Origin of the sequence: Frigoribacterium sp. VKM Ac-2530, assembly GCF_015350835.1 — a bacterium.
In the GTDB taxonomy this organism is placed as follows: domain Bacteria; phylum Actinomycetota; class Actinomycetes; order Actinomycetales; family Microbacteriaceae; genus Frigoribacterium.
On record NZ_JADKSE010000001.1, the window covers coordinates 1,405,721 to 1,425,237 of the forward strand.

The 19,517-nt window shown below is 73.1% G+C and carries 22 protein-coding genes; 10 read left to right on the top strand and 12 right to left on the bottom strand.

From position 1 onward, the window contains the following. The first annotated feature begins 85 nt into the window (after positions 1-85). Positions 86-763 carry a GntR family transcriptional regulator gene (locus ITJ48_RS06610; protein ID WP_370544813.1) on the top strand — a complete coding sequence of 226 codons (678 nt, stop codon included), beginning with the start codon at positions 86-88 and terminating at the stop codon, positions 761-763. Here ITJ48_RS06610 and ITJ48_RS06615 read toward each other — a convergent pair. Together ITJ48_RS06615 and ITJ48_RS06620 are read right to left on the bottom strand one after the other, a co-directional pair. Further along, the gene (locus ITJ48_RS06615; RefSeq protein ID WP_194612866.1) at positions 760-1,800 is read right to left on the bottom strand and encodes a hemolysin family protein; all 1,041 of its coding nucleotides are present in this window, start codon (positions 1,798-1,800) and stop codon (positions 760-762) included. The two genes, ITJ48_RS06610 and ITJ48_RS06615, sit on opposite strands and share 4 nt — an antisense overlap. After that, positions 1,797-3,209 (bottom strand): hemolysin family protein, encoded by a 1,413-nt coding sequence (locus ITJ48_RS06620; protein WP_194612867.1) that lies wholly within the window; start codon positions 3,207-3,209, stop codon positions 1,797-1,799. Before ITJ48_RS06620 ends, ITJ48_RS06615 begins: the two co-directional genes overlap by 4 nt. A 273-nt stretch (positions 3,210-3,482) precedes the next feature. Here ITJ48_RS06620 and ITJ48_RS06625 point away from each other — a divergent pair, with 273 nt between their 5' ends. Beyond that, positions 3,483-4,274 (top strand): hypothetical protein, encoded by a 792-nt coding sequence (locus ITJ48_RS06625; protein WP_194612868.1) that lies wholly within the window; start codon positions 3,483-3,485, stop codon positions 4,272-4,274. Between the two features lie 6 nt (positions 4,275-4,280). Here the strand turns inward: ITJ48_RS06625 and ITJ48_RS06630 are convergent, their stop codons facing one another. The 3 genes from ITJ48_RS06630 to ITJ48_RS06640 form a co-directional block, all read right to left on the bottom strand. Further along, positions 4,281-4,592 carry a putative quinol monooxygenase gene (locus ITJ48_RS06630; protein WP_194612869.1) on the bottom strand — a complete coding sequence of 104 codons (312 nt, stop codon included), beginning with the start codon at positions 4,590-4,592 and terminating at the stop codon, positions 4,281-4,283. Positions 4,593-4,633: 41 nt separating this feature from the next. After that, entirely contained in the window at positions 4,634-5,458 is an 825-nt protein-coding gene (gene nadE / locus ITJ48_RS06635) for an ammonia-dependent NAD(+) synthetase (protein ID WP_194612870.1), read from the bottom strand. A gap of 207 nt (positions 5,459-5,665) precedes the next feature. Continuing rightward, entirely contained in the window at positions 5,666-6,415 is a 750-nt protein-coding gene (locus ITJ48_RS06640; protein WP_194612871.1) for a triacylglycerol lipase, read from the bottom strand. 90 nt (positions 6,416-6,505) lie between these two features. Between ITJ48_RS06640 and ITJ48_RS06645 the strand changes: the two genes are divergently transcribed. From ITJ48_RS06645 to ITJ48_RS06655, 3 genes are all read left to right on the top strand, one after another. Beyond that, positions 6,506-7,492, top strand: coding sequence for a helix-turn-helix domain-containing protein (locus tag ITJ48_RS06645; protein ID WP_194612872.1), 987 nt, complete (start codon positions 6,506-6,508; stop codon positions 7,490-7,492). A gap of 102 nt (positions 7,493-7,594) precedes the next feature. Further along, a complete protein-coding gene (locus tag ITJ48_RS06650) occupies positions 7,595-8,038 on the top strand; it encodes a hypothetical protein (protein WP_194612873.1) in 444 nt (147 codons plus the stop codon). 176 nt (positions 8,039-8,214) lie between these two features. Next, positions 8,215-9,522 carry an MFS transporter gene (locus ITJ48_RS06655; RefSeq protein ID WP_194612874.1) on the top strand — a complete coding sequence of 436 codons (1,308 nt, stop codon included), beginning with the start codon at positions 8,215-8,217 and terminating at the stop codon, positions 9,520-9,522. 194 nt (positions 9,523-9,716) lie between these two features. Here ITJ48_RS06655 and ITJ48_RS06660 read toward each other — a convergent pair whose 3' ends face one another. Then, positions 9,717-10,292, bottom strand: coding sequence for a TetR family transcriptional regulator (locus ITJ48_RS06660; protein WP_194612875.1), 576 nt, complete (start codon positions 10,290-10,292; stop codon positions 9,717-9,719). Between the two features lie 64 nt (positions 10,293-10,356). Here ITJ48_RS06660 and ITJ48_RS06665 point away from each other — a divergent pair, with 64 nt between their 5' ends. Both ITJ48_RS06665 and ITJ48_RS06670 read left to right on the top strand, forming a co-directional pair. Beyond that, positions 10,357-11,325 carry an SDR family oxidoreductase gene (locus tag ITJ48_RS06665; RefSeq protein WP_305038539.1) on the top strand — a complete coding sequence of 323 codons (969 nt, stop codon included), beginning with the start codon at positions 10,357-10,359 and terminating at the stop codon, positions 11,323-11,325. 167 nt (positions 11,326-11,492) lie between these two features. After that, positions 11,493-12,329 carry an alpha/beta fold hydrolase gene (locus ITJ48_RS06670; protein ID WP_194612876.1) on the top strand — a complete coding sequence of 279 codons (837 nt, stop codon included), beginning with the start codon at positions 11,493-11,495 and terminating at the stop codon, positions 12,327-12,329. A gap of 91 nt (positions 12,330-12,420) precedes the next feature. Here ITJ48_RS06670 and ITJ48_RS06675 read toward each other — a convergent pair whose 3' ends face one another. The 6 genes from ITJ48_RS06675 to ITJ48_RS06700 form a co-directional block, all read right to left on the bottom strand. Beyond that, complete coding sequence (locus ITJ48_RS06675) at positions 12,421-13,005, bottom strand: hypothetical protein (protein WP_194612877.1); 585 nt, start codon at positions 13,003-13,005, stop codon at positions 12,421-12,423. Between the two features lie 239 nt (positions 13,006-13,244). Further along, positions 13,245-13,955, bottom strand: coding sequence for a Type 1 glutamine amidotransferase-like domain-containing protein (locus tag ITJ48_RS06680; RefSeq protein WP_194612878.1), 711 nt, complete (start codon positions 13,953-13,955; stop codon positions 13,245-13,247). Beyond that, positions 13,952-14,383, bottom strand: coding sequence for a hypothetical protein (locus ITJ48_RS06685; protein WP_194612879.1), 432 nt, complete (start codon positions 14,381-14,383; stop codon positions 13,952-13,954). Before ITJ48_RS06685 ends, ITJ48_RS06680 begins: the two co-directional genes overlap by 4 nt. A 13-nt stretch (positions 14,384-14,396) precedes the next feature. Further along, positions 14,397-14,579, bottom strand: coding sequence for a hypothetical protein (locus tag ITJ48_RS06690; RefSeq protein WP_194612880.1), 183 nt, complete (start codon positions 14,577-14,579; stop codon positions 14,397-14,399). Continuing rightward, entirely contained in the window at positions 14,576-14,767 is a 192-nt protein-coding gene (locus tag ITJ48_RS06695; RefSeq protein ID WP_194612881.1) for a hypothetical protein, read from the bottom strand. Before ITJ48_RS06695 ends, ITJ48_RS06690 begins: the two co-directional genes overlap by 4 nt. A 180-nt stretch (positions 14,768-14,947) precedes the next feature. Next, positions 14,948-15,991, bottom strand: a complete 1,044-nt coding sequence (locus ITJ48_RS06700) for a LacI family DNA-binding transcriptional regulator (protein WP_370544815.1) — start codon at positions 15,989-15,991, stop codon at positions 14,948-14,950. Between the two features lie 218 nt (positions 15,992-16,209). Between ITJ48_RS06700 and ITJ48_RS06705 the strand changes: the two genes are divergently transcribed. The 3 genes from ITJ48_RS06705 to ITJ48_RS06715 are packed head-to-tail and all read left to right on the top strand — an operon-like array spanning position 16,210 to position 19,483. Beyond that, entirely contained in the window at positions 16,210-17,445 is a 1,236-nt protein-coding gene (locus tag ITJ48_RS06705; protein WP_194613385.1) for an extracellular solute-binding protein, read from the top strand. After that, positions 17,442-18,551 carry a carbohydrate ABC transporter permease gene (locus tag ITJ48_RS06710; RefSeq protein ID WP_370544816.1) on the top strand — a complete coding sequence of 370 codons (1,110 nt, stop codon included), beginning with the start codon at positions 17,442-17,444 and terminating at the stop codon, positions 18,549-18,551. The genes ITJ48_RS06705 and ITJ48_RS06710 overlap by 4 nt, the downstream gene beginning before the upstream one ends. Further along, a complete protein-coding gene (locus ITJ48_RS06715) occupies positions 18,548-19,483 on the top strand; it encodes a carbohydrate ABC transporter permease (RefSeq protein WP_194612883.1) in 936 nt (311 codons plus the stop codon). The genes ITJ48_RS06710 and ITJ48_RS06715 overlap by 4 nt, the downstream gene beginning before the upstream one ends. Positions 19,484-19,517 lie beyond the last annotated feature (34 nt).

Here is a 19,517-nt window from a genome sequence, read left to right on the forward strand (position 1 = left end):
CGACGCGTCACCCGCCACACGGGACATGTGCCGTTATCCTGGTGGCAGGGCCCCGCGCCCGACCCGCCGACGATCGGAGACACCCGTGCCCGTCCCCACCTCAGAACCCACGACCGAGCGCCAGCTGCTGCGCGACACCGTGAGGAGCCGGCTGCGCGAGGCCATCCTCGACGGCACGCTCGAGCCCGGCGAGCGCCTGCACGACGACGAGCTGGTGGCCTGGCTGCAGGTGTCGCGCACGCCGATCCGCGAGGCGCTCAGCGACCTCGTCCGGGCCGGGCTGGTCGAGATGGCCCCGAACCGCTGGACGCGGGTCGCGACGCCCGACGCCGGCCAGGCGGTCGAGGCGGTCCAGACGCTCGGCGTGCTCTACGGCGGCGCGGTCCGGCTGGCCGTGCCCCGCCTCCCCGCGGCCGTCATGAAGCAGATCTCGTCGACGGTCAAGATCTGCATCGGCGACATCGAGCGGGAGGACGGCCCTGCCCTGAACGCCCACGCCGTGGCCCTCTTCGACATGTACGTCGAGCACTGCGGCAACGCCGCGCTCAAGAAGGTGTGCCGCGACGTCACCGACGGCCTCGCCTACTCGCTCCGCGTGCCGAACATCGTCGAGGTGCTGAACTGGGCCGCGATGAGCGACTCGCTCGTGGCCCTCGAGCAGGCGACCCGCGACCGCGACCCGATCCGGGCCGAGCTGGCCGCCGAGGCCCTGCACGAGCTGCCGGGCGAGCGGCCGCTCTCGCCCGAGCGCGCCGGCAGCTAGACGGTCGTCGCGTCGTCGACCTCGCCCACCAGCTCCTCGATGATGTCCTCGAGGAACAGCACGCCCGTCGTCTCGCCCATCACCGAGACGGCGCGCGCGACGTGAGCCCCGCTGCGGCGCATCGACGCCAGCGCGTCCTCGAGGTCGGCGTCGTGCGGCACCGCACCGAGGCGGCGCACCCGCTTCGCCGGCACGGGCGCGTCGAGCGCCTCGGCCGAGGTCAGGTCCATGACGTCCTTGAGGTGCAGGTAGCCGGTCGGCTGCCCGTCGTCGTCCGTCAGCACGTAGCGCGAGTAGCCGTGCTCGGCGACGGCGAGCTGCACGTCGCGGGGCGTGGCCCCGGGGGCGAGCCGCACCATCTCGGCCACGGGGACCTCGACGTCGCGCACCTTGCGGGTCGTGAACTCGAAGGCCGCCGACAACGTGCCCGACGCGTCGGACAGCACGCCCTCGCGGGTCGACTGCTGCACGATCGTCGCGACCTCGTCGAGCGTGTAGGTGCTCGTCGCCTCGTCCTTCGGCTCGACCCGGAACAGGCGCAGCACCGCGTTGGCGACGCCGTTCAGCGACCAGATCACGGGCTTGAACACGGTCGCCACGAACACCAGCGGCGGCGCGAGCAGCAGCGCCGCCCTGTCAGGCACCGAGAACGACAGGTTCTTGGGGATCATCTCGCCCACCACGACGTGCAGGAACGTCACGAGCACCAGCGCGATGACGAACGCGACGACGCCGATGGCCTCGGGCGTCAGGGGCGTCGCGGCCAGCGGGATCTCGAGCAGGTGGTGGATCGCCGGCTCGGAGACGTTGAGGATGACGAGCGAGCAGACGGTGATGCCGAGCTGGCTCGTGGCCAGCATCAGCGTGGCGTGCTCCATCGCCCACAGGGTCTTCTTCGCCGCTTTGCTGCCGGCCTCGGCGCGCGGCTCGATCTGCGAGCGGCGGGCGGAGATGACGGCGAACTCGGCGCCGACGAAGAAGCCGTTGACGATCAGCAGCACGAACAACCAGATGATACCGGGCAGGTACTCGTTCATCGCTTCAGGTCCTCTCGCAGTCCGGCGACGACCCGGTCGTGGTCGGTGGGGGCAGGCTCGACGGCGTGCGCCGTGTCCGTCGTGCCCGCTGGGGCGCCGGAGGCGGTCGGCAGCTCGGCCGGCGAGGGCACGAACCGCAGGCGCTCGAGCCGCTGCCCGACCACCCGCTCGACGCGCAGCGTGCCGCCCTCGAGCTCGACCTCGTCGCCCACCTCGGGCAGCCGGTCGAGCTGCTCGGTGACGAAGCCGCCGACGGTCTCGTAGTCGCCGTCGTCGGGCACCCGCACCGTGGCGCGGTCCCAGAGCTCGTCAGGACGGAGGGCGGCGTCGAAGACGACGGTGCCCGACGACCGCACGATGCCGGCCTTGGCGCGGTCGTGCTCGTCCTCGAGCTCGCCGACGAGCTCCTCCACCAGGTCCTCCAGCGTGACGAGCCCGGCCGTGCCGCCGAACTCGTCGGCGACGACGGCGATCTGGAAGCCCTCGCGACGCAGCAGGCCGAGCAGCGTGTCGACGCCCATCGACTCGGGCACGAAGCGCGCGTCCGAGACGAGGCCGGCGACCGGGACGGACGCCCGCTCCTCGGCGGGCAGGGCGAAGGCCTGCTTGACGTGCACGACGCCGACGATGTCGTCGCTGTCGTCGCCGATCACCGGGAAGCGCGAGAAGCCGCTCGCGAGCGCCGTCTCGACGACGTCGGCGGCGGTGTCGGTGGAGCGCACGGTGGTCATGCGCACCCGGGGGGTCATGACGTCGACGGCCGCGTGCTCGGAGAACCGGAGGGTGCGGCCCAGGAGGGTCGCGTGGTCGTCGTCCAGCATGCCCTCGAGCGCCGAGCGCCGCACCAGCGAGCTGAGCTCCTCGGCGGACCGGGAGCCGGACAGCTCCTCCTTCGGCTCGATGCCCATCCTGCGGATGGCCGCGTTCGCCGTGTTGTTGAAGAGCAGGATGACCGGCTTGAAGACGGTCGTGAAGGTCGCCATGAACGGCACGACGAACTTGGCCGTCGCGAGCGGCAGGGCGAGCGCGAAGTTCTTGGGGACGAGCTCGCCGACCACCATGGAGAACAGGGTCGCGATCACGATGCCGACCACGGCGCCGATGCCCGGGATGACGGCCTCGGGCACGCCGAGGTCGCCGAGCGGCGAGGCGAGCAGCGAGCTGATCGCGGGCTCGAAGGTGTAGCCGGTGAGCAGCGTGGTCAGCGTGATGCCGAGCTGCGCTCCCGAGAGGTGGGTCGAGGTGATGCGCAGCGCCTTGATCGTCGGCGCGAGGCGCTTCTCGCCCCGGGCCTGGCGGGCCTCGAGGTCGTTCCGGTCGAGGTTCACGAGCGAGAACTCGGACGCCACGAAGAAGCCGGTGCCGACGGTCAGGACCAGACCGACGGCGAGCATGGCCCACTCGTTCACTGAGCCCCTCCCCGCTCGTCAGAGACACCGTGCGGTGTCAGGGCGCGGAAGGGCGTCGGCATGTGAGAGGGAGGGTCGTCCATGCGGTGATGGTAGGGAGCGACGCCGCGACGATGCTGTGAACCTGCAGAGGCTGCAGGTCGCCCTCGTGGACGAGGGGTCGACTCCTGCTCCGGCGGGCCCGCTGAGCGACCGTTCGCGACCACTCGGCACCAGGGCAGTGGGGTGCGGCCTCAGCCCGTACGCTGGGAGCCGACCGATCGGAGACACCCTGTGACTGACATGAGCCTCCGGCTGCCGACCAGGCGCTTCCGTGCCGTGTTCGCGCTGGGCACGCGCCACGCGGCGACGCTGCCGCTGCCCACCTCGCTCGGCAAGCCCAACCTCTTCGGCGAGTGGGACGACGAGACCGAGCTCAGCAGCCTGTACGTCGGGTTCGGCACGGGCCAGGTGCACCTCGACGCCGTCGACGGCGGAGCCGAGCACCACTTCCACGACGCGGCGGGCGACGACACCGACACCAGCCCGTGGGGCCCCGGCGACACCGCCCAGGTCGTCGCGTGGGCCACCGCCCTGCTGACCGACCTGCAGGCGCTGATGCCCGACCTGATCGACGACGTCGACGACGCCGCGGCCTGGCACGACGCCGGTCTCGACCTCTGGGTGTGCGAGGTCGAGGAGCCGACGCACCTCGACCTGGTCGAGGTCGACATCGAGGGCGAGCTGCTCACCCTGCCCTGGCTCGGCGCCGGGCACGTCGAGCACGACCACGTCGACGAGGCGCCGGACGACGTCCGCGAGCACCCGATCGCCCTGCTCTGGGCCGCCGACGAGCACCGCACGCCCGACCAGCCGATCGCCGAGGCGTGGCTGACCCCGGGCACCGAGCAGACCGTCACCCGGGCCCTGCCCGGCGTCGACTGGGCCGCCGTCGGCATGCCTGCCGACGAGGTCCTGCCCTGGCTCGAGGGCATCTACCTGAACCACCACGTGCTGCCCGACCCTGCCGGCACCATCCTCACCGGCGTGCTCGAGCGCCTCGGCGGGATCGACGGGATCGACTAGCCCGGCTCAGACGAGGTCGCCCGACTCGGACAGCGACGGCTCCTCGGGGCCGGTGAGCTGGTAGTCGTGCACGTCGCTGTGCCGGATCTCCGCCTCCTGCTCGTCGGTCGGCCCGGAGCCGCGGAAGTCGTCGAGGGCGTTCTGCGACACCCAGCGCTCGGCGACGTTGATGCGGCCGGCGTCGACGATGTCGGGCGACAGCGCGAAGTCGAGGCAGCCGGGCGCGTCGCGACCGGCCTCGACGAGGCTCACGCAGGAGGCGAGGTAGTCGTCGCGCAGCTCAGGGTCGACGAGCAGGTGTCCGGTCACGATGATCATGGCTCGCAGTCAACACCGGACGACCGACAGGGGGGCGCGTGTCAGGCGCGCCACCACTCGTCGACCGGGCTCGCCGGCACGCGGCGCTTGTGCTCGGTCGCGAGGTAGCGGGCCTCGATCAGCTCGGCGATCGCGTCGTCGACGTCGCCGCCCTCGAGGTACTCGTCGATGTCGGCGTAGGTGAGGCCGAGGTTGGCCTCGTCGGTCTGGCCGGGGGTCTCGTCGAGCAGGTCGGCGGTCGGCGCCTTCTCGTACAGACGTGCCGGGGCCCCGAGGTGGGCGAGCAGCGCCTTGCCCTGGCGCTTGCTCAGGCCGGCGAGCGGCACGAGGTCCACGCCGCCGTCGCCGTACTTGGTGAAGAAGCCGGTCAGCGCCTCGGCGGCGTGGTCGGTGCCGACGACGAGCAGGCCGCGCTCGCTCGCGATCGCGTACTGCGCCACCATGCGGGTTCGCGCCTTGACGTTGCCCTTCGCGAAGTCGCTGAGCGGGGCGCCGGTCGCCTCGGCGACGTCCTGCGCCGTGCCGTCGACGCCGTGCTGGATGTTGACGACGAGGCCCTCAGCGCCGTCGATGAACTGCAGGGCGAGCTGGGCGTCGTCCTCGTCGGCCTGCACCTTGTAGGGCATCCGCACGGTGACGAGCTCGGCCGTGCCGCCGTCGCGGCGCACGCCCTCGACGGCGAGCTGGCAGAGCCGCCCGGCGAGCGTGCTGTCCTGGCCGCCGCTGACGGCGAGCACGAAGCCGCCGGCCCCGGTCGTCTCGAGGTAGTCGCGGAGGAAGGCGACGCGGCGCTCGACCTCGGCAGCCGGGTCGATGTCGGGGCGGACGGCGAGCTCGGAGATGATGGTGGCCTGCAGCGCTCTCATGCGACGACTCTAGCCACGCACCGCCCGCCCGGCACCCGTCGGGGCCTGCGGGACTCGCGCCGCGACGGGACTACTTCGACGTCGAGAGGGCCACGAAGGCCGCGACGGTCAGCACCAGGCCGACGAGGGTGATCGCGCTGACGAGTCCGATGAAGAATTCGGCCATGGGAGGCTCCTGCCTGGTCGAGGTGACGGTGCCCCATCCTCTCAGATCGCGGCTGACCGGTCCGCGTCGTGAGCGGGCCGACCCGCGACCGCGAGCACCGTGGCGACGGTGCGCGGGTGCGCCAGCACCCGGAAGTGCCCTCCGGTCGGCAGCAGCACGTTGTCGGCGCCGACCAGCACGCTGCTCTCGGGGATGTGCGGGTCGAACTCGCCGTAGATCGACGTGATGCGCTCGTTGACGGCCTGGTCGCGCGACAGCATCACGGTCGTCGCGTCGCGGGGCGAGAAGGCCCGCAGGCTCGGCAGCACCAGCCAGGCCGCGTACCGGGAGCCGCTGAAGGGCGTGCAGACGGCGACCATCACGTCGACCCGACGGGTGTCGTCGAGCAGGGCCATCAGGTACTTGCCGACCAGCCCGCCCTTGCTGTGCGCGACGACCACGACGTCGTGCAGGTCGCGCTCGAGCACGTAGGCGGCGACGTCGCGGGCGGTCGCCTCCACGGGTCGGCCGTTCCGCCCGAGCGACGCGATCACGTGCACCGGGTGGCCCTCGTCGTGCACCCGCTCGATCAGCGGACGGAGGAACGCCCAGGTCTCCCAGATGCCCGGCAGCACGAGCACGGGTCGCCCGTCGCCCGAGAGGTAGTCGTCGGCGCCGCGCGGCGAGAGCACGGCGCGCAGCTGCCACCAGGCGGCGAAGGCGTAGTCCTGCAGCCACCAGACGCCGTGGCGCAGCGTCCGACGAAGCGTCGGGCGGGGCGGCCGAGGAGGCGCGGCAGGGGCGTGCGGCATGGTCCCTGCACAGTAGGGGGCAGGGAGGCGGCTGTCCGGTCAGGGCGTCGCAGACGCGACCGGCGCCTCCTGCGTGTGAGGATGTCGACGATGGACGAAGAGGTCGGCACCGGGGCGACACCGCCGCCGTTCCGCGGTGCCGTGCACGGCGACGACCTCGACGCCGCCCGCGACCTCTACCAGGCCCAGTACCCGGGCCAGGGCTTCCGGCTCGACCAGCTCGACCGTCCGTTCGAGTACCGCTACGCGGCGGTGGGCGACGGCGACGTGTCGCTCCGCACCTCCGAGTTCCACGGGTCGGCCCGCGGCACGGCCGACGTCGCGCCCGAGTACGTCGTGTCGTGGCTCGTCGAGGGGCGCGGCACGGTCGACGTCGGACGCGACGAGGTCGAGCTGCGGCCGCTCGTGCCCCGGATCGCACCGACCCGGGCGTACTCGTTCGACTTCGCCGACTACCGCCAGCGGCTCGTGCACGTCAGCGCGGCGCACCTCGAGCGGCTGGCCACGGAGCGCGGGGACGTGACGTCCGGGCCCGTCACCTTCTTCCACGCCGCGCCCGTCGGGGAGGCGGCGCTGCGGCGCTGGCGGGCCGTGCTCTCGGAGACGACCCCGGTGCTGCTCGACCTCGCCGCGCCTCCCCTGCTGCGGGCTGAGGCCGACCGGCGGCTCGCGCTGGCGGTGCTCGAGACGTTCCCGCACGAGGCCGGGCAGGCCTCGGCCGTGGCGCTCGCCCTGGGCGCGCCCGTCGCGCCGGGTGCCCGACGACTCGCCCTCGCCGTCGAGTACCTGCACGCGCACGCCCACGAGCCGATCGGCGTGGCCGACGTCGCCCGGGCCGCCGACCTCAGCGTGCGGGGGCTGCAGGTGGCCCTGCAGCGGGCCCTCGACGTCAGCCCGACCGTGCTGCTGCGCCAGATCCGGCTCGACCGGGTGCACGCCGACCTCTCCGTCGCGACGCCCGAGACCGCCACGGTCGGGGGCGTTGCGCGCCGCTGGGGGTTCAGCCACCTCGGACGCTTCTCGGCGTCGTACCACGAGCGGTTCGGCGAGCACCCGAGCGTCACGCTGCGGAGCTGAGGGCCCGGGGCGCGCCGGGACGAGCCTCGGGTGTGCGGGGACGACGACGCACGGACCGGACATCGGCGGGCGGCCGGGGTCGAGTGGTGGCAACGTGGCAGGGTGACCGACTACCAGAGCACCCCAGACACCGCCGCACGACCCGGACGCGGACGGACGGGAACCGTCGACGACGCCTCGCACGCCCCGCAGCCGGACGGCCGCGACCTGATGGGCCCGGTCGAGAACCTCACGCGCATCATGTGGACCGGCACGCTGTGGTTCGCGGCCGCTGTCGTCGCGGTCGCGCTCGCCCTCGGCGCCGTGCTCGTGTCGGGCTGGCGGCCCGACGTGCTCTCGACGCCGGTCGAGACGCTCTTCTGGATCGGCGCCTCCGTCGTCGCGCTCAGCCTCGGCCTGATCGGCTGGTCGGGCTGCCCGATCCTCGAGGTGAGCGTGCCCGTCGCCGACCGCAACAAGACACGGACCATGCAGCTCGGCACCTTCAGCTTCCTGGTCGGCTCGGCCGCGACGATGCTCGCGGTGCTGCTCGGACCGGCTGGCTGAGGAGGCGCTCGCGCGGGTCGTCGGTGCGCGTGGCGTTGCCTCCCGGCGCTCGGTCCCGCTAGCATCGTCGAGAGATCGAATCGATTCGATCGACGGTCGCCGTCATCAGCAGCGCCGTGGTCGGCCCCTCCCCGGGCCGCGCCTCCCTCGCCCAGACAGACACGAGAGACCCGACGATGTCGACGACGTCCCCCCGACCCGGCACGCCCGCCGCGCCCGACCACGAGACCCGACGGGCGCGGCTGGCCGTCGCGCTGCTGTTCCTCACGAACGGAGCGCTGTTCTCGAACCTGCTGCCGCGCTACCCGGCGATCAAGGAGGCGCTCGACCTGTCGAACGCCTCCTTCGGCCTCGCCGTCGCGGCCGGCCCGGTCGGCGCGATCGTCGCCGGGCTCGCGGCGAGCTGGCTGATCCGCCGCTTCCGGTCGTCGCGCGTCGCCGTCGTCGGCACGGTGGTGACCGCCGTCGTGGTGCTGCTGGCCGGCCTCTCCCCCGTCGGCGCCCTGTTCGCCGCCGCGCTCTTCGTGGCCGGGGCGCTCGACGCGATCGTCGACGTCGCCCAGAACTCGCACGGCCTGCGGGTGCAGCGGCGCTACGGGCGCTCCATCCTCAACTCGTTCCACGCCATCTGGAGCGTCGGCGCCGTCGCCGGCGGCCTGATGGGCGGTGCGGCCGCCGGGCTCGGCGTGCCGATCGGCGTGCACCTCGCGATCTCGGGCGTCGTCTTCGGCGTGGTCGCGGTCGTCTCGTACCGGCTGATGCTCCGGGGGCCGGAGCCCGCCTCCGAGCTCGAGGAGGCGCCCGCCACGCCGACCGAGGGGGTCGCGTCGTCGTCGACGTCCGCCCCGGTGCCCGTGGCGGGTGCCGGCTCCGACGCCGGTGCACGCGTGCGCCGCTCGGCCGTGAAGCTCGGCACCTGGGGTGTGCTGGTCGCGCTCGTGCTGATCGCCGCCTCCGGCACGGTCGTCGAGGACGCCGGCAACACCTGGGCCGCCCTCTACCTCTCGGGCTCGCTCGGCGCCGGCGTGACCGTCGCCGCGCTCGGCTTCGTCGCGCTGCAGGGCGCCCAGTTCGTCGGGCGGATCCTCGGCGACAGGCTCGTCGACCGCTTCGGCCAGCGCGCGGTCGCCCGGGTCGGCGGGGCGCTGGTCTTTGTCGGGATGGGGCAGGCCCTGGCGTTCCCGTCGATCGGCACGACCATCCTCGGATTCGCCCTGGCCGGGTTCGGCGTCGCGACGTTGATCCCCGCCGCGATGCACGCGGCGGACATGCTGCCGGGGTTCCGGCCGGGCACGGGACTCACGCTCGTCAGCTGGCTGATGCGGCTCGGGTTCCTCGCGGCGCCGCCGTTGATCGGCGCCGTCGCCGACGCGAGCTCGCTGCGGGTCGGGCTGCTGCTCATCCCCGCCGTCGGGCTCGTCGTGCTCGCGCTGTCGGGCGTGCTCGCGGGGCGCCGGCGCCCGCTGCCGCATCCGCACGGCTGACGCTCAGCGCGGCGCTGCCCTCGGCGGCGGGAGCGCTGCCCCGCAAATGCCGACCAGCGGCCGCCTCCGTGACCTGCAACAGCGGGAAAAGCACCTATTGCGGGCGCCTAGGTCGGCATTTGCAGAAGATACCCGCACGCTGCGGCGCACTGACCCACGGGGGTCCGGCTCGCCAGCGGTTCGGTTCCGGCAGGTCAGCGGACGGGCGCGGCGGCCACGCGTCCGAGCTCGCCGTGCACGAGCGACGCGAGCTCGGCGAACGACCGCGTCTCGCCCTCCGCGATCCAGAGACCGAACGCGACGCCGAACACGGCCAGGCAGGCCTGCCCGGCGAGGGACGCCGCCGGCTCGGGCACGCCTCGCGAGGCGAGCACCGCGGCGACGTCGCGCGCGAGGCCGGCGAGCTTCAGCAGCTCACGCTCCTGCAGGGCAGGATGCGCGTCGATCACCGTCTGGCGGCGACGTGACCACGCGCGACGGTCGTCGGGGAAGAACCCGCTCGCTCCCCGCAGCGCTGCGGCGACCAGCTCGGCCGGGCCGGCGCCCTCGGGGGCGTCGTCGACGCCCGCCGTGAAGCGGTCGGCGAGCAGGTGCTGCCCCTCGAAGAGCACCTCGCGCTTGTCCGAGAAGTGCCGGAAGAAGGTGCGCTCGGTCACGCCGGCGGACGACGCGATGCCGGAGGCGGTGGTCTCGTCGAAGCCCTGGCTCACGAAGAGGTCGAGGGCGGCCGCCTGCAGCCGCTCCCGAGTGCCGGGTTCCCATCGAGCCATGGTCCGAGCCTAGCGTCGCCGGGCCGGGGATGACAGCGGCTGACATCAGGTGTACGGTCTCGACATGGCTACGTCAGCCACTGACATCACTGGTGCCGCTCCTCCTGCGGCCCTGTCAGCAGAGAAGGAGAACACCATGCGCGTCTTCGTCACCGGAGCATCCGGCTGGATCGGGTCGGCCGCCGTCGACGAGCTGCTCGCCGACGGCCACGAGGTCGTCGGGCTCGCCCGCTCCGACTCGTCCGCCGCCGCACTCGAGCGTCGCGGCGCCGTCGCCAGGCGCGGCGACCTCGACGACCTCGACGGCCTCCGAGCGGGAGCCGCCGAGGCCGACGCCGTCGTGCACCTCGCGAACAAGCACGACTGGTCGGACCTGGCCGCGTCGAACCGGGCGGAACGCGGGGCCGTCGAGACGATGCTGGGCGAGCTCGAGGGATCGGACCGGCCGCTCCTCCTCGCCAGCGGCCTCGCCGGGCTCGCGAGCGGCCGGCTCTCGACCGAGGCCGACCGCACGCCGCACAGCGGCCCGGACGCTCCCCGCGGCGGCACCGAGGCGCTCGCCCTCGAGTTCGCCGACCGCGGCGTCCGCACCGTCAGCCTGCGCTTCGCCCCGACCGTGCACGGCGCCGGCGACCAGGGCTTCGTCGCGCTGATCGCGGCCGTGGCCCGGGAGAAGGGCGTCTCGGCCTGGATCGGCGACGGCTCGGCCCGCTGGCCCGCCGTGCACCGCTCGGACGCCGGCCGTCTCGTCGCGGACGCCCTCGTCGCGGCCACGCCCGGCCTCGTGCTGCACGCCGCCGCCGAGGAGGGCGTCTCGACCCGCGCGATCGCCGAGGCCCTCGGCGAGGCGCTCGGCCTGCCGTCGACGTCGGTGGCACCTGCCGACGCAGGTGCGCACTTCGGCTGGATCGGTGGCTTCTTCGGCCAGGACATGCCGGCGTCGTCCGAGGCGACGCGGCGCCTCCTCGGCTGGTCGCAGTCGGGGCCGACGCTGCTCGACGACATCGCCGGCGGGGCGTACTCGGCGGCCTGAGCCGGTCGGCGGCGCCCGCACCGCGGCCTGAGCCGGTCGGCAGCGCCGGGTGGCCGTCCTCCTGTCCGCGACGCGAACCAGGGGGACGGCCCCTCGGGCAAACCGCCAGGAGGCGCGGGTACGAACGAGAGGACAGGCCGCAGATGCGACCGAGGAAGGCAGGAACCATGACCGAGATCACCGCCCACCACGGGCTCTTCAAGGACACGAACCTCCACGTCGACGACTTCGGCGGCAGCGGACGCACGGTCGTCCTCATCCACGGCTGGCCCCTCTCGGGCGAGTCGTGGAGCAAGCAGGTCCCCGCGTTCGTCGAGGCCGGCTACCGCGTCGTCACGTACGACCGCCGCGGCTTCGGGCGCAGCGACAAGCCGAAGACCGGCTACGACTACGACCACCTCGCCGAGGACCTGCACACCGTCCTCACCGAGCTCGACCTCGACGACGTGACGCTCGTCGGCTTCTCGATGGGCGGCGGCGAGGTCGCGCGCTACGTCAGCAAGTACGGCACCGAGCGCCTGCACAGCGTCGTCTTCGCGTCGGCCGTGCCCCCGTACCTGATGAAGACCGACGACAACCCCGACGGCCCCCTCACCAAGGAGGCGGCTGCCGAGATGACCGCCGGCCTCACCAAGGACGAGGACGCGTTCTACGACGACTTCACCACCGGCTTCTTCTCGGTCGACGGCGTGCTCAAGGTGTCAGAGGCGGACCGCCAGGACGCGCTGCGCCTCGCGAAGCAGGCCGACAAGGGCGCGGCCCTCGCGGCGATGGCCTCGTTCGCGACGACCGACTTCCGCGAGGACCTGACGAAGGTCACCGTGCCGACGCTGGTCATCCACGGCGACGGCGACGCCACCGTGCCCTACGAGGGCTCGGGGGCGCGCACGCACGCCGCGATCGCCGGCTCGGAGCTGCACGTCATCGCCGGTGCCCCGCACGGCGCGAACGTCAGCGACGCGGACGAGTTCAACCGCGTGGTGCTGGAGTTCCTCGCGCGCTGAGGCCGCTAGCGCTCAGCTCACACGACACCCCTGATCGTGCATCACACCCTCGAATTCGAGGGTGTGGTGCACGATCAGGGGTGTTCCGTGTCTAGAAGCTGACCGGCGGTCGGTCCATGGTGGCGACTCCCGACGAGATGCCGATGATGATCGCGATCGCTCCGCCGAGCACCGAGAGCCCGAGGAACAGCCAGAGCGGTGCGGCGCTCCCTCCCACGCGGCGTCGCAGCACGACGCTGCGGCCGATCAGGTAGATGAGCACGCTGAGGATCGACCAGGCCCAGTGGAACGGCCGCTCGACGCCTCGTGCCCGGAGCGTGCGCCGGTCGAGCCAGGAGAGCACGACCAGCCCGACGCCGACGACGAGGCTGATGACCATCGCGAGCGTGTAGTCGCCCTGCTGCACGCCGGTGCTGCCCGGCGCGAGGAGCTCGACCGACCGCCGGATCTCGACCGCGGCCACGACGAGCGTGACGATCGGCGAGAGCGCGAGGGCGGCCACGTACGGGGTCGCGCCGATCTGCTGCCCTGTCACGGGCGGTCGGGGCTCGGCCTGCTTCGTGACCGGTGCGGCCGTCGGGCCGGCCGGCGGGGCCGACGTCGGCGCCGCCGGTCGTGACGAGGAGGCGCCCGTCGCGCCCCCGAGGAGTCGGTCGTCTCGCTGCGGATCGGTCACGGTGTCCCCCTCGTGGTCGTCGCCGCCGGGGAGCCCTGCTCCGCGACGGCCGCCCGGACGTCTGCGTGCCGGGCTCGTCCCGTCAGCCTAGGACTGCCTCCTCGACTGTGCATGCAGGCCGTGCACCGGGCCGCGGGCGCCTCCGCACCCCTCGGACCCGCGCACACCCGTCGGCGCGAGGGCGGGTCTGCGCGGGTCCCGCGGGTGCGGACGTGCGCGGCCCTGCAGCGACGGTCGCGTCAGCGCAGCGACCACTCCTCGCCGACGGCACGCCGGACGGTGCGCTCGGCGGTGATCACCTGGACGTCGTCCGGGCCGACCGACCGGGCCGTGCCGTCGGGGGCGACGACGACCCCGCCGCGCTCCGGGATCGCGAGCACGGAGCGGCGGGACGCGCGGGAGTGCCGCCGGGCCGCCGCCTCCTGGTCGTCGGTCCAGTGGGGCAGCACGTCGTGGCCGTGCACGAGGTCGAGGCCCCGCGTGTCGGTCGTGCCCACGTCGTCGGGGTCGGCGGCGCGGGCGAGGTCGACGTCGGCCCCCGCGAGCACGGCACCGGCGCTGCCGCCGTAGAGAGACCCGCCCCTGAGGAGGTGCGCGTGCAGCAGGTCGAGGAGGCCCGCCTCCCGCAGCGCCTGGAGCAGGTCGAACGTGTTGCCCCCGGGGACGGCCACGACGTCCACGCCGTCGAGGTCACGTCGCCTGCGGACGCCGAGCTGGTCGAGCAGGCGCCGGTCGAGGGCTGGCTCGGTCGTGACCCAGACGTCCACGTCCTCCACGCCGATCGCGAGCAGCGCCTCGGTCGCCCACGCGCCGGCCGCTCGACGATCGTCGGCGGCGCGGTGGGCGAACGGCCAGATCACGACCCGCGAACCAGCCGGGAACGCCTCGGCCCACAACGCGGCCTCGGCGGCCTCGGAGCCTCCGCCGCCGAGGAAGACCAGCCCGGTCACGGCGCGGGAGTGACGATCAGGTGCTCGCGGAGCAGGGTGGAGCCGGCCGGGACCTCCGGGTCGGCGACCGCGGACCACGTGCCGCGCACGCCGTCGCCGTCCTCGACCGACATGCCGCCGCCCTCGTCGCCGCCGCAGCCCGAGAAGACGTCGTCGAGCGCGCCGCCGGTGCGGACGACCGCCTTCACGAGGCAGAACTCGCCGGCCCCGTTGCGGGCTGCCCACCAGCGGCTGCCCTCGGCGTCTCCCAGCAGGCGCGACGACTCCGGCGCGAGCGTGTCGACCGCCTCCTGGCCGTCGGGCAGAGCGTCGGCCGCCACCTGCTCGTCCTCGAAGACCGACGGGCCCCAGCCGAACGAGCAGCCCGCGGTCGTCCCGAGCACGGCGATCGCCAGCGTGGTCGCGAGCAGTGTCGCCCTGGTGCGCATGTGGGGCCGGGCCTCAGGGCCGGTACTCGGGGCGCTGGTCGGGGCCGGGAACCGGGCCGGGGTGCGGCTTCTGCGCGCCGTCGCTGCCCAGCACGGCCACGGCCGAGAGAGCCGTCTGCACGCCGACCAGCAGCACTCCCCCGACAGCGCCGAGCACGCGCAGGAGGCGGCGGCCCCGACCCACGGGGGCCGTCACGACGCTCCCTGCCCGGCCTGGCCGCTCGGGGGCCGGACCGCGGTCGTCGGCCCCTGCCGCGCCTCCTGCAGGGGCTCGCCCGTCCGCGCTGCACGCGTCGTACGCCGCTGCCGTTGCTCGTCGCGCAGCACGAGGCACAGCCCCACGAAGCCCGCCGCCGCGGCGAGCGGTGCCATCCACCAGATCATGTGCCGACCCTGGCACGTCGCGGGTGTCTCGTCCAGGGGCAGGCACGACGCATCCAGGAAGGCTCGGCCCGCGCGTCCTGAACAGTGCACGGATCAGGACGATCCGGACCTGAGTTTCGCGGATCAGGACACATCTTCCTGAATGAGGAGGGGCGAGGGCGGGCGGGAGGGGGCGGCGAGCTAGCGGAGCACGAGGCGCGGGGCGAGCAGGCGGTGCCGCGGGTCGGCGGCCGACCCGGGCGAGGCGACGCGGGCCGCGGGGCCCTGGTGCAGCAGCAGGTCCAGGGTGGCGTGGGCCACCTCCTCGACGGGCTGGTGCACGCTCGAGAGGCCGAGCGCCGCGGCGACGGGGGTGTCGTCGTAGCCGACCACGGGCACGGAGCGGCCGAGCACCATGAAGGCGCCGAGGGCGAGCGAGTCGCTGGCACAGACGACCGCGTCGATCGTGCGGCCGGTCTCGGCGAGGTCTGCCGCGAGCTGGCGGATCCGGTCGGAGGCGAGCGAGACCTGGTCGTCGACGGTCAGGTCGACCTCGTCGAGCTCCGCGGGGTCGAGCCCGCCGTGGGCGAGCATTGTGTCGCGCCAGCCCTGCCGTCGCTCGGTGCCGATGCCCGAGGTGGACGGCCAGCCGAGGAACACGACGCGGCGGGCTCCCCCGTCGAGCAGGGCGCGGGTCGCCTCGGCGACCCCGTGGTGCCCGTCGACGTCGACCCAGCGCCGGGCCGGGTCGGCCACGTCGCTGCCCCACGGCCGTCCGAACGACACGAAGTCGGCCTCGGCGCGCAGCAGCCAGTCGGTGCGGGGGTCGTCGTACGAGGTCGACGTGAGCACGAACGAGTCGACGTCGGCTCCGTCGAGGAGGCGGCGGAACTGGGCGACCTCGTCGAGGGGGTCCTTCGCCGTGAAGAGCAGCACGCGCAGGCCGTGCTCGTCGGCCCGCTCGGTCAGGGCGTGCAGGAACCGGTCGAGCACCGCCCCCGAGATGCCGTTCGCGACCGGGTCGAGGCGCACCCCGATCGTCGAGCTCTTGCGGGTGCGCAGCCGCCGCGCCGAGGCGTGGGGGCGGTAGGCGAGCGAGGCGATCGCCTGCTCGACCCGGGAGCGAGTGGCGGGAGCGACGATGTCGGGGGTGTTCAGCACGTTGGAGACGGTCTGGCGCGAGACGCCCGCCTCCTTGGCGACGTCCACGACCGTGGGCAGGCGCGGCGACTCGACACTCGGCACGGCACACCTCGTCTCGCTCGTCGTCATCGATCAGCCCCGCGTCGCAGCTCCGCGTCGTCCGCGGAGCGCACCCCGCCGCGACCTCGATTGACAGCCGCGCGAGCAGGTGCCTACTCTAGCGACCACCCGGTTTTGATCGTTCAAACCCGTAACGACACGACCACCGGGACGACCGTTCTCGACGAGGAGATACCGTGCAACGACGCATCCGCCGCCTGATGGCCTTCGGCGCCATCGCCACCGTGACCGGGCTCGCGCTCACCGCGTGCGGCTCCGGCTTCAGCGAGGGAGGCGGCGACGGCGCGAGCTCCGACGGCGCCCTCACCTCGAGCGACGACTCGCTCACCGTGCTGATCGCCTCGAGCGGCGACGCCGAGGCCGCGGCCGTCCGCGACGCCGTCGCGAGCTGGTCGGGCGACAGCGGCACCGACGCCGAGGTGAGCGTCGCCAGCGACCTGCCGCAGCAGCTCAGCCAGGGCTTCGCCTCCGGCTCGCCCGCCGACGTCTTCTACCTCTCGACCGACGCCCTCGCGGGCTTCGCCGAGAACGGCAGCCTGCTCGCCTACGGCGACCAGCTCAGCGAGACCGACGACTTCTTCCCCACGCTCGTCGACAGCTTCACCTACGACGACCAGTTCTACTGCGCGCCCAAGGACTTCTCGACCCTCGGCCTCGTCATCAACGAGCAGATGTGGCAGGAGGCGGGCCTCACCGACGCGGACGTCCCCACCGACTGGGACGGCCTGTCCGACGTCGCCGCGAAGCTCACCACCGCCGACCACGTCGGCCTCGCCTTCGGCGCCGAGTACGCCCGCGTCGGCGCCTTCATGGCCGAGGCCGGCGGCTCGCTGACGAACGAGGACGGCACGGAGGCGACCGTCGACTCCGACGAGAACGTCGAGGGCCTGACCTACGTCAAGGACCTGATCACGAGCGGCGACGCCGCGTTCGCGGCCGACCTCGGCGCCGGCTGGGGCGGCGAGGCCTTCGGCACCGGCAAGGCGGCGATGACCGTCGAGGGCAACTGGATCGCCGGCGCGATGAACGCCGACTACCCCGACGTCGACTACCGCGTCGCCGAGATGCCCGCCGGCCCCGGCGGCCAGGGCACCCTGCAGTTCACCAACTGCTGGGGCATCGCCGCCGACAGCCCCAACCAGCAGGCCGCGCTCGAGCTCGTCGAGCAGCTCGTCAGCACCGACCAGCAGCTCGCCTTCGCCGACGCCTTCGGCGTGATGCCGAGCGTCCAGTCGGCCGCCGACCAGTGGAAGACTGACAACCCCGACTCCGCGGCCTTCCTCGACTCGGCCGACTTCGCCGTCGGCGTGCCGACGCAGCAGGGCTCGGCCGACGTGATCGCCGACTTCAACTCGCAGCTCGAGGGCCTCAGCTCGGCCGAGCCGGCCGACCTGCTCGAGTCGTTCCAGTCGAACTACGCGGCGATCCTGCCGTGAGCACCGCCTCGCCCCGCGTCGGACGCAGGGCCCGCCCCGGCACCGCCTCGCGGGGCGAGGCCACCTCGGGCTGGCTCTTCGTCACCCCGACCATCGTGATCCTCGGGCTGTTCCTGCTCGTGCCGATGGTGATGGCCCTGTGGGTCAGCGTCTCGGACTGGAGCGGTCGCGGCTCGCCGTTCAGCGCCTCCGTCGGCTTCGTCGGCTTGCAGAACTACGACGACCTCGTCAACGGAGGCGGGCTGGCGGCCCGTGACTTCGGCATCTCCCTGCGCAACAACGCCTGGTACGTCGTCTTCGTCGTGCCGATCCAGACCGCGGTCTCGCTGTTCCTGGCGGTGCTGGTCAACCGGCAGGTGCTGCGCGGCCGGGGCTTCTTCCGCACCGCCTTCTACTTCCCGTCCGTGACGAGCTCGGTCGCCATCACCGTCGTGTGGCTGTTCCTCTTCACGCAGACCGGCGCCGTGAACCGAGCGCTTTCGTGGCTCGGGATCGAGGGGCCCGCCTGGTTCCAGGACCCGAGCGGCGTCGTCCACAACGCCCTGGGCGCGATCGGCGTCACCGGCCCCGCGTTCCTCACCGACCACGACCTGCTCGGCGTGAGCTGGTGGGACTGGTTCGCCGGCCCCTCCGTCGCGATGAGCGCCTTCGTGCTGATGGCCGTCTTCACGACGAGCGGCACCTTCATGCTGCTGTTCATCGCGGCGCTGCAGAACCTCGGCGGCGACGTGCAGGAGGCGGCGATGATGGACGGCGCGAACGCCTGGCAGCGCTTCTGGCGCGTCACCCTGCCGCAGCTGCGGCCGACGCTGTTCACGGTGCTGACGCTCGGCCTGATCGGCACCTGGCAGGTGTTCGACCAGATCTACACGGGCACGCAGGGCGGGCCCGCCAAGACGACGCTGACGCCCTCGTACCTGTCGTACACCTCGGCCTTCGCCGGGCAGGACTGGGGCCGCGGCGCCGCCATCGCCTTCGTGCTCTTCGCGATCATCGTCGTGCTCACGATCGTGCAGCGCGCCGTGCTGCGCGAGCGTCCCGTCTCGCGACGACGGATGTCGCTGTACGAACCGACGGCCACGAACGAGAAGGAGGCGCGCCGATGACCGCCACGGCCCCCGTCACCGACCTGGTCGGCACCGGCCGGCCCGCCGGGCCTCCCCCGTCGTCCTCCGCTGCGGGGCGGAAGGGCCCTCGGCCGCCGCGCCGCGCCTCCTCGCTGGTGTCGTCGTCGGTGCTCTACGCGGCGCTGGTCGCGCTGGCGCTCGTCTACATCGTGCCGTTCCTGGTGAGTGTCGCGACGTCGTTCAAGACCGACGCGGACGCCGCGGCCGACCCGCTCTCGCTCGTGCCCGCCACGTGGACCACGGCGGCGTTCCAGACCCTGTTCGTCAACAGCGACTTCCCGACCTGGGCGACGAACAGCGCGATCGTGGCCGTGTTCGTGACGGCGGGCCGCGTGTTCTTCGACTCACTGGCGGGCTACGCGTTGGCCCGGCTGCGGTTCCGCGGGCGGGGCGTCGTGTTCGCCGCGCTGATCGGCGTCATGGCGGTGCCGAGCGTGGTGCTGCTGATCCCGAAGTTCCTGGTGATCAACCAGCTCGGCATCTACGACTCGTACGCCGGCATGATCATCCCGCTGCTCGTCGACGCGGCCGGGGTGTTCATCATGAAGAACTTCTTCGAGTCGATCCCGCCGAGCGTCGAGGAGCAGGCCCGGATCGACGGCGCCGGCACGTTCCGGGTCTTCTGGTCGATCGTGCTGCCGATGGCCCGTCCCGCACTGATCACGATCATCATCCTGTCGTTCCAGGGGTCGTGGAACGAGCTCTCGCACTTCATCATCTCGACCCAGTCGCCGGAGCTGACCACCCTCACCAAGGGCGTCGCGGGGCTCGCCTCCGGGCAGCTCAGCCAGGGCAGCCAGTACCCGGTGAAGCTCGCCGCCGCGGTCGTCATGACCATCCCGGTCGCCGTGATCTTCTTCGTGTTCCAGCGCCAGATCATGAACAGCAGCGACGGGGCCGTGAAGGAGTGAGGGCAGGGGCCGGCCCTCCACCGGGGCCGGCTCC

Bases quoted from the DNA above. Each gene is read 5' to 3' on its own strand.
- ITJ48_RS06615 (WP_194612866.1), bottom strand. From the start codon at position 1,800: ATGAACGAGTACCTGCCCGGTATCATCTGGTTGTTCGTGCTGCTGATC.
- ITJ48_RS06630 (WP_194612869.1), bottom strand. From the start codon at position 4,592: ATGATCATCGTGACCGGACACCTGCTCGTCGACCCTGAGCTGCGCGAC.
- nadE (WP_194612870.1), bottom strand. From the start codon at position 5,458: ATGAGAGCGCTGCAGGCCACCATCATCTCCGAGCTCGCCGTCCGCCCC.
- ITJ48_RS06640 (WP_194612871.1), bottom strand. From the start codon at position 6,415: ATGCCGCACGCCCCTGCCGCGCCTCCTCGGCCGCCCCGCCCGACGCTT.
- ITJ48_RS06645 (WP_194612872.1), top strand. From the start codon at position 6,506: ATGGACGAAGAGGTCGGCACCGGGGCGACACCGCCGCCGTTCCGCGGT.
- ITJ48_RS06655 (WP_194612874.1), top strand. From the start codon at position 8,215: ATGTCGACGACGTCCCCCCGACCCGGCACGCCCGCCGCGCCCGACCAC.
- ITJ48_RS06660 (WP_194612875.1), bottom strand. From the start codon at position 10,292: ATGGCTCGATGGGAACCCGGCACTCGGGAGCGGCTGCAGGCGGCCGCC.
- ITJ48_RS06665 (WP_305038539.1), top strand. From the start codon at position 10,357: ATGGCTACGTCAGCCACTGACATCACTGGTGCCGCTCCTCCTGCGGCC.
- ITJ48_RS06670 (WP_194612876.1), top strand. From the start codon at position 11,493: ATGACCGAGATCACCGCCCACCACGGGCTCTTCAAGGACACGAACCTC.
- ITJ48_RS06685 (WP_194612879.1), bottom strand. From the start codon at position 14,383: ATGCGCACCAGGGCGACACTGCTCGCGACCACGCTGGCGATCGCCGTG.
- ITJ48_RS06695 (WP_194612881.1), bottom strand. From the start codon at position 14,767: ATGATCTGGTGGATGGCACCGCTCGCCGCGGCGGCGGGCTTCGTGGGG.
- ITJ48_RS06705 (WP_194613385.1), top strand. From the start codon at position 16,210: ATGGCCTTCGGCGCCATCGCCACCGTGACCGGGCTCGCGCTCACCGCG.
- ITJ48_RS06715 (WP_194612883.1), top strand. From the start codon at position 18,548: ATGACCGCCACGGCCCCCGTCACCGACCTGGTCGGCACCGGCCGGCCC.